Origin of the sequence: Pseudomonas sp. R19M (genome assembly GCF_050312585.1) — a bacterium.
In the GTDB taxonomy this organism is placed as follows: domain Bacteria; phylum Pseudomonadota; class Gammaproteobacteria; order Pseudomonadales; family Pseudomonadaceae; genus Aquipseudomonas; species Aquipseudomonas palleroniana.
Genome location: NZ_JBNPJV010000037.1, coordinates 16,105 through 30,565, shown reverse-complemented (window position 1 = coordinate 30,565; position 14,461 = coordinate 16,105). Strand labels below are relative to the sequence as shown.

Below are 14,461 nucleotides of genomic sequence, written 5' to 3'. Positions count from 1 at the left end.
CCGTTTTGGTGCTGTACTGCACCGGGTCCTACGATAAAGCGCAATGACCGCTGCTCTGGCATAAGTCTTGCGCGCTTTGTTTCCATGCCCTGGCTCGCAGGAGGCCGCCGTGTCGATTCATGTCGCGTTGCACCACGTCACCCATTACCGCTACGACCGTGCGGTAGAACTCGGCCCGCAGATCGTGCGTTTGCGTCCGGCGGCCCATAGCCGCACGCGGATACTCTCCTACGCGCTGAAAGTGCTGCCCGAGCAGCATTTCATCAATTGGCAGCAAGACCCCCAGGGCAATTACCTGGCGCGGCTGGTGTTCCCGGAAAAAACTGACGAGCTGCGTATCGAAGTCGACCTGGTCGCCGAGATGGCAGTGTTCAACCCGTTCGACTTTTTCCTTGAGCCCTATGCCGAAAAAATCCCTTTCAGCTACGCCGCCGACGAGCAGCGCGAGTTGGCGCCATACCTGGAAACCCTGCCGCTGACGCCGACGTTTGCCGCCTACCTGGCCGGCATCGACCGTACGCCGCTGCCGGCGGTGGACTTCCTGGTGGCGCTCAATCAGCGGTTGGCTAGCGACATCGCTTACCTGATCCGTATGGAGCCCGGTGTGCAAACCCCGGAGTTCACCCTGGAAAACGCTTCCGGTTCGTGCCGCGACTCGGCCTGGCTGCTGGTGCAATTGCTGCGCAACCTCGGGCTGGCGGCACGATTTGTGTCCGGCTACCTGATCCAACTGACCGCCGACGTCAAAGCCCTCGACGGCCCGTCCGGCACCGACGTGGACTTCACCGACCTGCATGCTTGGTGCGAAGTGTATTTGCCCGGTGCAGGATGGATCGGCCTGGATGCCACTTCCGGGTTGTTCGCCGGTGAAGGTCATATTCCTTTGGCTTGTAGTCCCGACCCATCCTCTGCCGCGCCGATCAGTGGGCTGGTGGAACCGTGCGAGTGCGAATTCACCCATGAAATGTCGGTGGAGCGCATTTGGGAAGCGCCACGGGTGACCAAGCCCTACACCGAAGAGCAGTGGCTGGCGATCCAGGCGCTGGGCCGTCAGATCGACAGTGATCTGCTCAAGGATGACGTGCGCCTGACCATGGGCGGCGAGCCGACCTTCGTCTCTATCGACGACCCCGACGGTGCCGAGTGGAACACCGCCGCGCTGGGGCCGAATAAGCGGCGCCTGTCTGCCGAGCTGTTCCAGCGCATGCGCAAGCACTACGCGCCGACGGGGCTGGTGCACTTCGGGCAGGGCAAGTGGTACCCCGGCGAGCAACTGCCGCGCTGGTCACTCAACTGTTACTGGCGCCGCGACGGTGTGCCGATCTGGCACAACCCTGCGCTGATCGCCGATGAACAGCAGGACTACGGCGCCGACGACGCGCTGGCCGGACGCTTCCTGGCCAGCGTCGCCGAGCGCCTCAAGCTGCCTGCGCGTTTCGTGTTCCCGGCCTTTGAAGACAACTTCTATTACCTGTGGCGCGAGGGCGCGCTGCCGCAAAACGTCACCGCCCAGGATCCGCGCCTGAGCGATGAGCTGGAGCGCGAACGCCTGCGCAAAGTCTTCAGCCAGGGCCTGGATAAAGTCATCGGCCACGTGCTGCCGCTGGCGCGCACGGCGGCCAATGATCGTTGGCAGAGCGGGCGCTGGTACTTGCGCGATAACCACTGTCGGCTGGTGCCGGGGGATTCGCCGCTCGGCTACCGCCTGCCATTGGCGTCGCAGCCATGGGTGAGCGCGGCGGAGTATCCCTTCGTGCATCCGGTTGACCCCAATCAGGATCAACCGGAGCTGCCGACGCCTGCGCAACTGAAGAGTCACGGCGAGCCCGCGCCTGGCGACGAGCGCGTGCCCACAGTGGATGAGTCCGCCGATTGGCTGACCCGTACCGCGCTGTGTGCTGAAGCGCGGGGCGGGCGCCTGTACCTGTTCATGCCGCCGCTGGAGCGCGTCGAGGATTACCTGGAGCTGGTGGCCGCCATCGAAGCCACCGCCGAAGAGTTGCATTGCCCCGTACTGCTGGAAGGTTACGAGCCGCCGTTTGACATGCGCCTGAGCAACTTTCGCGTCACGCCGGACCCGGGTGTGATCGAGGTCAACGTGCAACCTTCCGCCACCTGGGACGAGTTGGTGGAGCGCACCGAATTCCTCTACGAAGAGGCGCGACAAACCCGCCTGACCACCGAAAAATTCATGATCGACGGGCGCCACACCGGCACCGGTGGCGGTAACCACTTTGTCATGGGCGGCGCAACGCCCAAGGATTCACCGTTCCTGCGCCGGCCGGATCTGCTGCGCAGCCTGATCAGCTACTGGCACAACCACCCTTCGCTGTCCTACCTGTTTTCCGGGTTGTTCATCGGCCCGACCTCCCAGGCACCGCGGGTCGACGAGGCGCGTAACGACGCGCTGTACGAGCTGGAAATCGCTTTCGCCCAAATGCCGGCGCCCGGCGAAGAGTGCGCGCCGTGGCTGGTCGATCGCCTGCTGCGCAACCTGCTGATCGACGTGACGGGTAACACCCACCGCGCGGAATTCTGCATCGACAAACTTTACTCGCCCGACGGTGCCACTGGCCGCCTGGGCCTGCTGGAGCTGCGCGCTTTTGAGATGCCGCCCCATGCGCGCATGAGCTTGACTCAGCAACTGCTGCTGCGCGCCTTGGTCGCGCGTTTCTGGCGCGAACCTTATGCGCCGCCGAAACTTGCGCGCTGGGGTACCGAGCTGCATGACCGTTTCCTGCTGCCGCACTTTATCGAGCAGGACTTTGCCGATGTGATCGTCGAGCTGAATGCCGCCGGTTATCCGCTGCGTGCCGAATGGTTTGCGGCGCATCTGGCGTTTCGTTTCCCCAAGGTCGGCGACTACGCGGTCGGTGGCATCGAGCTGGAACTGCGCCAGGCCCTCGAACCCTGGCACGTGCTGGGCGAAGAGGGCGCGGCGGGCGGTACGGTGCGCTATGTGGATTCGTCGCTGGAACGCCTGCAAGTGAAACTCACCGGGTTGGCGCCGCAACGCTACCTGCTGACCTGCAACGGTATTGCGGTGCCGCTGCAAGCCACCGGGCGTGTCGGTGAATTTGTCGCCGGCGTGCGTTACCGCGCCTGGCAACCGGCCAACTGCCTGCAACCGACCATTCCGGTGCATGCGCCGCTGGTGTTCGACCTGCTCGACACCTGGATGCAACGCTCCCTCGGCGGCTGCCAATACCATGTGGCCCACCCGGGAGGGCGGAATTACGACAGCTTGCCGGTGAACGCCAACGAAGCCGAGAGCCGGCGCATGGCGCGGTTTTTCCGTCTTGGCCATAGTCCGGGCAAGCTCCCTGTACCTCCGGTGGTCATCAACGATGAGTTACCGATGACCCTGGATTTGCGGCGTTTTCCCAATAAAAATGACTGACGCGGATCAACTATGAGACGGCGCTTGTGTGGCGAGGGAGCTTGCTCCCGCTGGAGTGCGAAGCGCTCCCGGGATCTCCGGGGCCGCTACGCAGCCCAGCGTGAGCAAGCTCCCTCGCCACACAAACCCTGTCCACATTAGACTGCGGTGACTTTGACCCCCTTTGCCCTGCCGAGCGTTCCATGTCCGACTTGCTCGACCGTTACCCGCTGACTGCGGGCACTTATCACGAACTGCTGGATGACAGCGGCGCGGTGCGTGCCCATTGGCAGCGCCTGCTCGACCACTTGCAACGCAGCACGCCTGCGCAACTGGCCCAGCGTCAGGCCCTGTTGACCCGGCAGATCCAGGAAAACGGCGTGACCTACAACGTCTACGCCGACCCCAAGGGCGCCGACCGCCCGTGGGAACTGGATCTGCTGCCCCATGTGCTGGCTGCCGATGAATGGCAGCACCTCGCTGCGGGGATCGCCCAGCGTGCACGCCTGCTCAATGCCGTGCTGGCCGATCTCTACGGCCCGCAACGCTTGATCAAGGAAGGCTTGCTGCCGGCCGAGCTGGTGTTCGGGCATAACAACTTCCTATGGCCGTGCCAGGGTATCCAGCCGCCGCAGGGGACGTTCCTGCACCTGTATGCGGTGGACCTGGCGCGTACGCCGGATGGCCGCTGGTGGGTCACCGCCGACCGCACCCAGGCGCCGTCGGGTGCGGGTTATGCCTTGGAAAACCGCACTATCGTGTCGCGTGCGTTCCCGGACCTGTACCGCGATCTGCAAGTGCAGCACCTCACCGGTTTCTTCCGCACCCTGCAGGAAACCCTGGCTCGCCAGGCGCCTGGCGATGACCAGCCGCCGCTGATTGTGTTGCTCACGCCGGGGCGCTTCAACGAAAGTTATTTCGAACATCTCTACCTTGCGCGCCAGCTGGGTTACCCGCTGGTGGAGGGCGGTGATCTCACCGTGCGTGACAGCACGGTGTTCCTCAAAACCCTCAGTGGCCTGCGCCGGGTGCACGCCATCATGCGCCGGCTGGATGACGACTTCTGCGACCCGCTGGAATTGCGCACCGACTCGGCCCTCGGCGTGCCCGGCCTGCTGGATGCGGCGCGCCAGGGCAACGTATTGGTGGCCAATGCGTTGGGCAGCGGTGTGTTGGAGTCCCCGGGCCTGCTCGGCTTCTTGCCGAAGATCAACGAGTTTTTATTTGGCGAAGCATTGATCCTGCCGTCCATCGCCACCTGGTGGTGCGGCGAGGGGCCGGTGCTCGCAAAAGCCTTGGAGAAACTCCCGGAACTGTTGATCAAACCGGCGTTTCCTTCGCAAAGTTTCACCCCGGTCTTCGGGCGTGATTTGAACGACGAACAACGCGAGGCCCTGGCCGAACGCATGCGTGCGCGACCCTATGCGTATGTCGCCCAGGAGTTGGCGCAACTGTCCCAGGCTCCGGTGTGGCATACCGTGGATGACCACCTGCAACACCGCGCCATTGGCATGCGCGTCTACGCCGTGGCGAGTGAGGAAGGTTATCGCGTGCTGCCGGGCGGGCTGACCCGCGTGGCGGCCGAGGCGGATGCCGAAGTGGTGTCGATGCAGCGCGGTGGCGCGAGCAAAGACACCTGGGTGCTCGGCGAACGCGCCGCCGGGGGCGAGCATTGGCGCGCACAGCGTGCGATCGGTGTGCATGACCTGGTGCGCCGCGATCCTTATCTGCCGTCGCGGGTGGTGGAGAACCTGTTCTGGTTTGGTCGTTATTGCGAGCGCTGTGATAACAGCGCGCGCTGGCTGCGCATCGTGTTGGCGCGCTATGTCGACGGTGACGATCCGCAGGCGTTGCAGGCGGCGGTCGAGCTGGGTGACAGCCTGCACTTGTTGCCGGAGGAGGGCGAGTTGCCTGAACGCCTGTTGGCGGCCTTGCTGGGCGATGACTGGCCGTCGAGCCTGCGCGCCAATCTGCAGCGTTTGCAGTGGGCGGCGTCCCAGGTGCGCGGTAAGTTGTCGCGGGAAAACTGGCAGGCGTTGGTGGAGCTGCAACGCGAAGCGCTGGAGTTGGAAAGCGAAGTGCCGGACTTTGGCGAGCTGCTGGACTTCCTCAACCGTTTGGTGATGTCGCTGGCGGCGCTGTCCGGGTTTGCCCTGGACGATATGACTCGCGACGAAGGCTGGCGCTTCTTGATGATGGGGCGGCGCATCGAGCGCCTGCAATTTCTGAGCAGCAGCCTCGCGGCGTTCCTGCGCGGTATGGCGGTGTTCGATCAGGCGGGGCTGGAATGGTTGCTGGAGTTGGGTAACAGCAGCATCACCTATCGCTCTCGCTACCTGGCGGTGCCGCAATTGATTCCGGTGCTCGACTTGTTGCTGCTGGATGAGCAGAACCCCCATGCCGTGCTGTTCCAGCTCAAATTGGTGAGCCGTACCCTGCGCCGTCTCAACGATGACTTCGGGGTGCCACGGGAAACCGGGCTCGGGCCTCTGGTGGAGCGCCTGACTCGTTTTGACCTGGGCTGCCTGGAGAACCCGCTGTTCGGCGAGTCCAGCGTACGCGCCGCATTGGACGGCCTGGCCGACCTGCTGCAGGCGGTGGCCGATGAGAGTGGGCAGGTGTCGGATCGCCTGGCGTTGCGTCACTTTGCCCATGTGGATGATGTCAGCCAACAAACGGTGTCGGTGTGATGAGTGCGCGCTACCAGATTTTCCATGATACGCATTACCACTATGACAGCCCGGTGTCCCTGGCCCAGCAATTGGCACACTTGTGGCCCAGGCCCTGCGCCTGGCAGCGCTGCAGTTCGCAGCAACTGGATATCAGCCCGCAGCCGTCTTCGCGGCGGGATGAGCTGGACGTGTTCGGCAACCCGATCACCCGTCTCGCATTCGAGCGGCCTCATGATGAATTGCTGGTGAATGCCGGGCTGACCGTGGAGGTGCTGGCGCGGCCGGCGCTGGACTTTGAGCAGTCACCCGCCTGGGATCAGACCCGTGACAGCCTGACCTACAGCAGCCAGCCGATGTCAGCGCCACTGATCGAAGCCTGCCGCTATCGCTTTGAATCGCCTTACGTGCACTTGAAGAAAACCTTCGTTGAGTTCTCCGAAAGCTGTTTCCCACCAGGTATGCCGTTGCTGCTGGGGACGCGAGCGTTGATGGAGAAGATCTTCAGTGAATTCACGTTCGATGCCGAAGCCACCCAGGTCGCCACGCCCCTGGTGGAAGTGCTGGAGCGCCGCCGCGGCGTCTGCCAGGACTTTGCCCACCTGATGCTCGCCTGCCTGCGCTCGCGGGGCCTGGCGGCGCGCTACATCAGCGGCTACCTGCTGACCCAGCCACCGCCGGGGCAGCCGCGTCTGATCGGCGCGGACGCGTCCCATGCCTGGGTTTCGGTGTATTGCCCGGTGTCGGGCTGGGTGGATTTCGATCCGACGAACAATGTGCAGCCGGCACTGGAGCACATCACCCTGGCCTGGGGCCGGGATTTCTCGGATGTATCGCCGTTGCGAGGGGTGATTCTGGGAGGGGGGAGCCATGACCCGGAGGTGCGGGTGACGGTGATGCCGCTGCAATGACCCTGGATTGTGGTGAGCCGGTCGGGCCTGCTCACCACAAAGCAATTTATTGCGCCGGATCCTTTGGTGTTTCAGCCTCGTCGTTCGTCTCTTCACCATCCACATCATGGTTCAGCGCGTTCGCTTCTCCTTCTGCGGCGGCTTTCTTGCGTTGCAGTTTTTCCTCTTTCTTCTGCTCCTTGGCCAAGTCTCTCTGACGTTTGGCGAAGGAGTAATTAGGTTTGGCCATGGGCGATCCTCTAGGGTCGAAGGTGAGGGTGGCGGCGCTCGGCTGCCTTGGGCTGCCATGGTAGCAGCTTAGCCGCGCGCTTGGCCTTCACTTACCGCAGGCGTAGGCCGCGAACAGGCCTTTGAACAATTGATTGAGGTGCATGGCTCGGACTCCGTTGGGTGATGGGCCGATCATAGACAGGTCGTAGTACTTTGGCTGGTAGATTGTGTTGATACGGCTGATAGCCTAAAGTTGTATACAATCTGTTGATTCAGATCATAAGAATTCCTGCCTGCTTGAGGCACCCTTGTCGCAATCCGCGTTTTTTAAACCCTGCCTTGGAGATTCACATGTTTGCCAAACTCGTTGCTGTTTCCCTGCTGACTCTGGCGAGCGGCCAGTTGCTTGCTGCAGAGTGCAAGGTCACCGTCGACTCCACTGATCAAATGTCCTTTAACACCAAGGCCATTGAAATCGACAAAAGCTGCAAGACATTCACCGTCGAGCTGACCCACTCCGGCAGCTTGCCGAAAAACGTCATGGGCCATAACTGGGTGCTGAGTTCCGCTGCCGACATGCCAGGTATCGCCAGCGACGGCATGGCCGCCGGTCTCGACAAGAACTACCTGAAAGACGGCGACACCCGCATCATCGCCCACACCAAGATCATCGGTGCCGGCGAGAAAGACTCGGTGACCTTCGATGTGTCGAAGCTGGCAGCGGGTACCGACTATGCGTTCTTCTGCTCGTTCCCGGGCCACATCTCGATGATGAAAGGCACTGTGACCGTCAAGTAAGACCGCGTCATCGTTCATCGGGGGCAAGCCCCTCCCACAGGTTGGAATGCATTCCAAGTGTGGGAGGGGGCTTGCCCCCGATGACATTCTGCAAATCAACCCAACACTATCGAGTTCGCCTCAAGGCGCAAACGGCATCACCCGCTTGTGCTCGGTCTTGCGATACGTATCGCAAATGATCTTGAACGCTTCCTCACGTACCGGCTCGCCGTGCAGGAACGCATCGATCTCGGCATAGGTCACGCCGTGGGACGCCTCGTCCGGCTTGCCCGGTGACAGGTCTTCCAGGTCGGCCGTCGGCACCTTCTCCACCAACGACTCCGGCGCGCCAAAGTGCCGCGCAATCGCTCGCACCTGATGCTTTACCAGCCCGCTCAGCGGTGCCAGGTCACAGGCCCCGTCACCGAACTTGGTGAAAAAGCCCATGACCGCTTCCGCCGCATGGTCAGTGCCGATTACCAGCCCACCCGTAGCCCCCGCGATGGTGTATTGCGCGACCATGCGCATGCGCGCCTTGGTGTTGCCCAGTACGAAATCGCGGGAGACTGCCGCCTTGCCTTCAAACGCCGCCACTTCATTGGCCAGGGATTTCACTGCCGGGCCGATGTTCACGGTGTGGCGCTCGTCCGGCTCGATAAAGTCCACCGAAGCCTGGGCATCGTGTTCGTCGAACTGGGTTTCGTAAGGCAGGCGCACGGCGATAAAGCGGTAGGCTTGGTCACCGGTGGTGGCGCGCAGCTCCTTCATCGCGCGCTGGGCCAGGAGGCCCGCGGTCAGCGAGTCGACGCCGCCGCTGATGCCCAGCACCAACGTCTTGAGCCCGGAATTGCGCAGGCAATCCTGGATAAAAGCCACGCGGCGAGCCACTTCGGCCTCAAGGGCGGCCGGGTCTTTGAACGGCGCTTGGACCTTGAGCTGCTGCGCAATCTCACGCTGTACGGCTTGCATGATTCACTCCTTGCTGGATAGGGCAGGTACTTTGAAAACGTGACGCAAATAGGCGACGAAATTCGGGTCGGTGCAATGGGTCTTGCCCGCCTCATCAGAGATCTTCGCCACCGGCTGGCCATTGCAGGCCGTCATTTTAAGCACGATGCTCATCGGCTCAACCCCTGGGATATCACAGGTCAGGTTGGTGCCGATGCCGAAGCTCACATTGATCCGACCGCGCAGCGCACGGAATATCTCCAGGGCCTTGGGCAGTGTCAGGCTGTCGGAGAACACCAGGGTCTTGCTCATCGGCTCGATACCGAGCTTGTGGTAGTGGGCGATGGCTTTCTCGGCCCACTGCACGGGGTCGCCGGAGTCGTGGCGCAGGCCGTCGAACAGCTTGGCGAAGTACAAATCGAAGTCGCCGAGGAACGCGTCGGTGGTGATGCAATCGGTCAGGGCAATGCCCAGCAGGCCACGGTATTCGCGGACCCAGCAGTCGAGCGCGGCGATCTGGCTGTCGATCAGGCGCGGGCCGAGCTGCTGATGCGCCATGATCCACTCGTGGGCCATGGTGCCCAGGGGTTTCATGCCCAGCTCGCGGGCCAGGTGCACGTTGCTGGTGCCGACGAATCGCCCGGGGAAGTCATGCTTGAGCACATTGACCACTTCTTCCTGCACCCGGTACGAGAAGCGTCGACGCGTGCCGAAGTCGGCCACCTGCAACTCCGACAGCTCGTCGCTGCTGGCGTTGTCGGTGAGCCAGTCGAACTTGCGATACAGCTGCTCGCGGGCCTGTTCCAGGATCACGGTCTGGTAGCGGTAGCGGTTACGCACTTCGCTGACGATGGCCAGCATCGGCACTTCAAACAGGATCACATGCAGCCACGGCCCGCGCAGGCGGATGAACAACTCGCCGTTCTCGATGCCGGTTTGCACGTAACGCAGGTTGAAGCGGAACAACCCGAGAAAACGCAGGAAGTCCGGCTTCATGAAGCTGATGCGCTCCAGAAAACTCAGTTGGTCAGCGCTCAGGCTCAGTTCGGCGAGACGCTCGATCTGGTAGCGGATTTCCGCCAGGTACGGGCGCAGGTCTTCGCTGTTACGGCAACGGAATTCCCATTCAACTTCCACGTTGGGGTAGTTGTGCAGCACCGCCTGCATCATGGTCAGCTTGTAGAAGTCGGTGTCGAGCAGGTTCTGCACGATGCGATCGGCAAACACACTCTCGCTCATTATGGGAATCTCCAGACGGGTCGGCGAGGGGCGCCGGCCTTTACGCACGATTAAGGAATGGCGCTAGTGGCGCATAGACCCATGGGGTTTTGCCAGTGATTTTTTCGGGTGTGACGACTGGCCTCATCGGGAGCAAGCCCCCTTCCACAGGTTGGAATGCATTCCAAGTGTGGTAGGGGGCTTGCTCCCGATTGCGGTATCCCGGGTACTAAGCCACTTGCTCCATCATCCATTTCACGAATTCGCGCACCTTGGGCACCTCTGCCGAGTGCTCGGGATAAGCCAGGTAATACGCGTCCTGGCTTGGCATCGCATGCTGCCAGGGAATCACCAGCTTGCCCTCGGCCAGCTCTTCCTCCACCAGAAACCGCGGCAGCAGCGCCACGCCACAGCCCACCTGTGCCGCACGAATGCACATATAGAAGGTGTCGAAACGCGGACCGTGGTAGCTGTGTTCGGTCTGGTAGCCTTGGCTCGCGAACCAGTCGTGCCAGCCTTGGGGGCGTGAGGCGTTTTGCAGCAGTACCAGCTCGCTCAGTTGGGTCGGATCACTGAACGGCTTGGCCGGCAGGCTCTCCGGCGCGCACACCGGCACCAATTCCTCGCTGAACAGTTTCAGGCTCTCGGTGCCGGCGCGTGAGCCCTGGCCGAAGTAAAAGGCCATGTCCGCCTTGCCTTGCAGCAGTTCATCGGGGGCCTGCTCGTTGCACAGGTCGAGGTGGATTTGCGGGTGACGCAAACGCCAGCCCTTGAGGCGTGGCACCAGCCAGCGTGCGCCAAAGGTGTACGGCGTGGACACGCGCAATACCTCGGTCTCGCCGCCGTAGGAGCGCAGGTAATGGGTGGACATCTCCACCTGCGTGAGGATCTTGCGCACTTCCACCAGGTACAGATCCCCTGCCGGCGTCATCTGCAGGCGGCGGCGTACTCGGCGGAACAGCAGGTGTTGCAGCAGTTCTTCCAGTTGCGCCACTTGCTTGCTCACCGCGCTCTGCGTGAGGTTCAACTCCTCGGCGGCGCGGGTGAAGCTCAAATGGCGGGTGGCGGCTTCGAAACACTGCAGGGCGGTGATCGAGGGCAAATGTCTTTTGTTCAGCACGGCACGCCTCTTCTGATGCTTTGCATGAATAAACGGAATGATATCTCGCCTAATCGTCGTTTGTTGGCAAGTCTTGGGCCAGCTACAAATAAGCTCTGGATCGCCGTGCTGGGTGCGGCGCGAATTTTCTGTCTGCAGATTGAAGGAGCGACCCATGGTTGCCGCATTGCTTGATCGCCTCGGGGTAGACCCGGCGTTGTACCAGTCGGGTAAACAACCCGTGCATTCGCCGATTGATGGCAGCCGGCTCGGCAGCGTGCATTGGCAAGGTGCCGCCGAGGTGGAGCAACAGGTCAGTCGCGCCGAGCATGCATTCGAAGCCTGGCGCAAGGTGCCGGCCCCGCGTCGCGGCGAGCTGGTGCGCCAGTTCGGCGACGTGCTGCGCGAATACAAGGCCGACCTGGGCGAACTGGTGTCCTGGGAAGCGGGCAAGATCACCCAGGAAGGCTTGGGTGAAGTACAGGAAATGATCGACATCTGCGATTTCGCCGTCGGCCTGTCCCGCCAGCTGTACGGCTTGACCATTGCCTCCGAGCGCCCCGGCCACCACATGCGTGAAACCTGGCACCCGCTGGGTGTGGTCGGAGTGATCAGCGCGTTCAACTTCCCGGTGGCGGTGTGGGCGTGGAACACGGCCCTGGCGTTGGTGTGCGGTAACGCGGTGATCTGGAAACCATCAGAAAAGACCCCGCTCACCGCCCTGGCCTGCCAGGCGCTGTTCGAGCGCGTCCTGAAGCATTTCAACGATGCGCCGCCGTACCTGAGCCAAGTCATCATCGGTGGCCGCGATGCTGGCGCCGCGTTGGTGGATGACCCGCGCGTGGCTCTGATCAGCGCTACCGGCAGCACCCGCATGGGCCGCGAAGTGGCGCCCAAAGTCGCCGCACGCTTTGCCCGCAGCATTCTCGAACTGGGCGGCAACAACGCGATGATCCTCGGCCCGAGCGCCGACCTGGACATGGCCGTGCGCGCCATTCTGTTCAGTGCGGTCGGCACCGCCGGCCAGCGTTGCACCACCTTGCGCCGCCTGATCGCCCATGAGTCGGTCAAGGAAGAAATCGTCACCCGCCTCAAGGCGGCCTATGCCAAAGTGCGCATCGGCCACCCGCTGGAAGGCAACCTGATCGGCCCGCTGATTGATAAACACAGCTTTGAAAATATGCAGGACGCGCTCGAGCAGGCCCTGAGCGAGGGCGGCAAGGTGTTCGGCGGCAAGCGTCAGTTGGAGGACAAGTTCCCCAACGCCTATTACGTATCGCCTGCCATCGTGGAAATGCCCGAGCAGAGCGACGTGGTGTGCAGCGAAACCTTTGCGCCAATCCTGTACGTGATCGGCTACAGCGACTTCAACGAGGCCCTGCGCCTGAACAACGCCGTGCCGCAAGGGTTGTCGTCGTGCATCTTCACCACGGATGTGCGTGAAGCCGAACAGTTCATGTCGGCGGTGGGCAGTGATTGCGGGATCGCCAACGTCAACATCGGCCCGAGCGGCGCGGAAATCGGCGGCGCGTTTGGCGGTGAGAAAGAAACCGGCGGCGGGCGTGAGTCGGGTTCGGATGCGTGGCGCGGCTATATGCGTCGCCAGACCAACACCGTGAACTACTCGCTGGAATTGCCGTTGGCACAGGGCATCACCTTCGACTGATGATGATCGTTCCCACGCTCCGCGTGGGAATGCATCCTGTGACGCTCCGCGTCACGACCTGAAGCGGGCGCGCAGCGCCCAGGGCTACATTCCCACGCAGAGCGTGGGAACGAGCGGTGGTGAATTCATCCCGGAGTCTGGCAATGGCACTACGCGAAACATGTTTATGGGAATACCTCACCCCCGGCCGGCCGGATCGTGCCGCGCTCAAGGGCGAGGTCAAGGTGGATGTGTGTGTGATCGGCGCCGGGATCACCGGTTTGTCGGCCGCCATTCACTTGCTGGAACAGGGTAAGAGCGTTGCCGTGCTGGAGGCCCATCGCACCGGCCATGGTGGTTCGGGGCGTAACGTCGGGCTGGTCAACGCCGGTTTGTGGATTCCTCCGGACGAAATCGAAGCCGGTTTCGGCGAAGCGGTAGGCAGCCAGCTCAACCGCATGCTGGGCGCAGCACCGTCCCTGGTGTTCAGCCTGGTCGACAAATACAACATCGATTGCCAATTGCGCCGCGAGGGCACCTTGCACATGGCGCACAACGCGCGTGGCGAGGCGGATTTGCGCAGTCGTGAAGAACAATGGAAGCGCCGTGGCGCGCCGGTTGAGCTGCTCACCGGGCAGGCGTGCGAGCGCGCCACGGGCACCCGCAAGATTGCCGCCGCGCTGCTGGATCGGCGTGCCGGCACCTTGAATCCAATGGCCTATACCACCGGATTGGCGAATGCCGCGGTTGGCCTGGGTGGGCAGTTGTTCGACCATTCGCCGGTCACCCAGCTCGAGCGCCAAGGTTCACACTGGTCGGTACAGACCGCGCAGGGCTCTGTGCAGGCTGCACAGGTGGTGATCGCCTCCAATGCCTACACCGAAGGTGAGTGGACTGAGCTGCGGCGCAATTTTTTCCCCGGCTACTACTATCAGGTCGCCTCCGCGCCGCTGACCGACGCCGCTGCCGAGCAGATTCTGCCCGGTGGGCAAGGTTCATGGGACACCCGCCAGGTGTTGAGCAGTATCCGCCGCGACGCCGACGGCCGCCTGTTGCTCGGCAGCCTGGGCAACGGCAATCAGAAGCCGGCGTGGTTCCTCACGGCGTGGGCCGATCGGGTGCAGCAGCATTACTTCCCGTACCTCAAATCGGTGCAGTGGGAATACACCTGGACTGGCTGCATTGCCTTCACCCCGGACCATTTGATGCGCCTGTTCGAGCCTGCGCCGGGCCTGGTGGCCGTCACGGGTTATAACGGGCGTGGCGTGACCACCGGTAGCGTGGTCGGCAAGGCGTTCGCCGACTATTTATGTCACCAGGATCCCCAGGCGTTGCCGATTCCTTTTGCGCCGATGCAGCCGTTGGTCGGGGTGGGCCTGCGCAGTTGCCTGTATGAGGCCGGATTCTCGCTGTATCACGCGGGGCAGTGCCTGCGGATCGTGATCTGATCGGCGAGATACCTGTCAAAAGCCTGCATTTTCTTAGCCTGCTACTAATCTGTATTGGTGCAAGTCGTAGCAATCGCGCACTGTAAATGTGCAGTTCCGTTACGCACGTTGTTACAGGTGTAGGAACTGTCGTTTATCCGTCTGGTTGCAGGTGCGA

The 14,461-nt window shown here is 62.5% G+C and carries 10 protein-coding genes; 6 read left to right on the top strand and 4 right to left on the bottom strand.

What is annotated here, in order from left to right; all coding sequences use genetic code 11:
• The first annotated feature begins 109 nt into the window (after positions 1-109).
• The 3 genes from ACQRBT_RS06490 to ACQRBT_RS06480 all read left to right on the top strand — a co-directional run bounded on the left by ACQRBT_RS06490 (position 110) and on the right by ACQRBT_RS06480 (position 6,959).
• Positions 110-3,400 carry a DUF2126 domain-containing protein gene (locus ACQRBT_RS06490; RefSeq protein WP_412046604.1) on the top strand — a complete coding sequence of 1,097 codons (3,291 nt, stop codon included), beginning with the start codon at positions 110-112 and terminating at the stop codon, positions 3,398-3,400.
• A gap of 182 nt (positions 3,401-3,582) precedes the next feature.
• Positions 3,583-6,069 (top strand): circularly permuted type 2 ATP-grasp protein, encoded by a 2,487-nt coding sequence (locus ACQRBT_RS06485; RefSeq protein ID WP_104995363.1) that lies wholly within the window; start codon positions 3,583-3,585, stop codon positions 6,067-6,069.
• Positions 6,069-6,959, top strand: a complete 891-nt coding sequence (locus ACQRBT_RS06480) for a transglutaminase family protein (protein WP_412046605.1) — start codon at positions 6,069-6,071, stop codon at positions 6,957-6,959. The genes ACQRBT_RS06485 and ACQRBT_RS06480 overlap by 1 nt, the downstream gene beginning before the upstream one ends.
• A gap of 46 nt (positions 6,960-7,005) precedes the next feature.
• On the opposite strand, the gene ACQRBT_RS06475 is transcribed toward ACQRBT_RS06480, so the two are convergent.
• Positions 7,006-7,188 carry a hypothetical protein gene (locus ACQRBT_RS06475; RefSeq protein ID WP_060755088.1) on the bottom strand — a complete coding sequence of 61 codons (183 nt, stop codon included), beginning with the start codon at positions 7,186-7,188 and terminating at the stop codon, positions 7,006-7,008.
• 332 nt (positions 7,189-7,520) lie between these two features.
• Between ACQRBT_RS06475 and azu the strand changes: the two genes are divergently transcribed.
• Positions 7,521-7,967 carry an azurin gene (azu, locus tag ACQRBT_RS06470; RefSeq protein ID WP_060755087.1) on the top strand — a complete coding sequence of 149 codons (447 nt, stop codon included), beginning with the start codon at positions 7,521-7,523 and terminating at the stop codon, positions 7,965-7,967.
• Between the two features lie 120 nt (positions 7,968-8,087).
• Here the strand turns inward: azu and nadE are convergent, their stop codons facing one another.
• The 3 genes from nadE to ACQRBT_RS06455 all read right to left on the bottom strand — a co-directional run bounded on the left by nadE (position 8,088) and on the right by ACQRBT_RS06455 (position 11,232).
• Positions 8,088-8,915, bottom strand: coding sequence for an ammonia-dependent NAD(+) synthetase (gene nadE, locus ACQRBT_RS06465; RefSeq protein ID WP_090367120.1), 828 nt, complete (start codon positions 8,913-8,915; stop codon positions 8,088-8,090).
• A 3-nt stretch (positions 8,916-8,918) separates the two neighbouring features.
• Positions 8,919-10,133: a nicotinate phosphoribosyltransferase gene (gene pncB, locus ACQRBT_RS06460; protein ID WP_060755085.1), complete on the bottom strand. Its 1,215-nt coding sequence runs from the start codon at positions 10,131-10,133 to the stop codon at positions 8,919-8,921.
• Between the two features lie 208 nt (positions 10,134-10,341).
• Positions 10,342-11,232 (bottom strand): LysR family transcriptional regulator, encoded by an 891-nt coding sequence (locus tag ACQRBT_RS06455; RefSeq protein ID WP_060755084.1) that lies wholly within the window; start codon positions 11,230-11,232, stop codon positions 10,342-10,344.
• 154 nt (positions 11,233-11,386) lie between these two features.
• Between ACQRBT_RS06455 and amaB the strand changes: the two genes are divergently transcribed.
• Complete coding sequence (gene amaB, locus ACQRBT_RS06450; protein ID WP_060755083.1) at positions 11,387-12,877, top strand: L-piperidine-6-carboxylate dehydrogenase; 1,491 nt, start codon at positions 11,387-11,389, stop codon at positions 12,875-12,877.
• 143 nt (positions 12,878-13,020) lie between these two features.
• Positions 13,021-14,304, top strand: coding sequence for an L-pipecolate oxidase (amaA, locus tag ACQRBT_RS06445; RefSeq protein WP_412046606.1), 1,284 nt, complete (start codon positions 13,021-13,023; stop codon positions 14,302-14,304).
• The last annotated feature ends 157 nt before the right edge of the window (positions 14,305-14,461 follow it).

Excerpts from the sequence above, each read along its gene's own strand:
- ACQRBT_RS06485 (WP_104995363.1), top strand. The coding sequence starts at position 3,583 with ATGTCCGACTTGCTCGACCGTTACCCGCTGACTGCGGGCACTTATCAC.
- ACQRBT_RS06480 (WP_412046605.1), top strand. The coding sequence starts at position 6,069 with ATGAGTGCGCGCTACCAGATTTTCCATGATACGCATTACCACTATGAC.
- ACQRBT_RS06475 (WP_060755088.1), bottom strand. The coding sequence starts at position 7,188 with ATGGCCAAACCTAATTACTCCTTCGCCAAACGTCAGAGAGACTTGGCC.
- azu (WP_060755087.1), top strand. The coding sequence starts at position 7,521 with ATGTTTGCCAAACTCGTTGCTGTTTCCCTGCTGACTCTGGCGAGCGGC.
- nadE (WP_090367120.1), bottom strand. The coding sequence starts at position 8,915 with ATGCAAGCCGTACAGCGTGAGATTGCGCAGCAGCTCAAGGTCCAAGCG.
- pncB (WP_060755085.1), bottom strand. The coding sequence starts at position 10,133 with ATGAGCGAGAGTGTGTTTGCCGATCGCATCGTGCAGAACCTGCTCGAC.
- amaB (WP_060755083.1), top strand. The coding sequence starts at position 11,387 with ATGGTTGCCGCATTGCTTGATCGCCTCGGGGTAGACCCGGCGTTGTAC.
- amaA (WP_412046606.1), top strand. The coding sequence starts at position 13,021 with ATGGCACTACGCGAAACATGTTTATGGGAATACCTCACCCCCGGCCGG.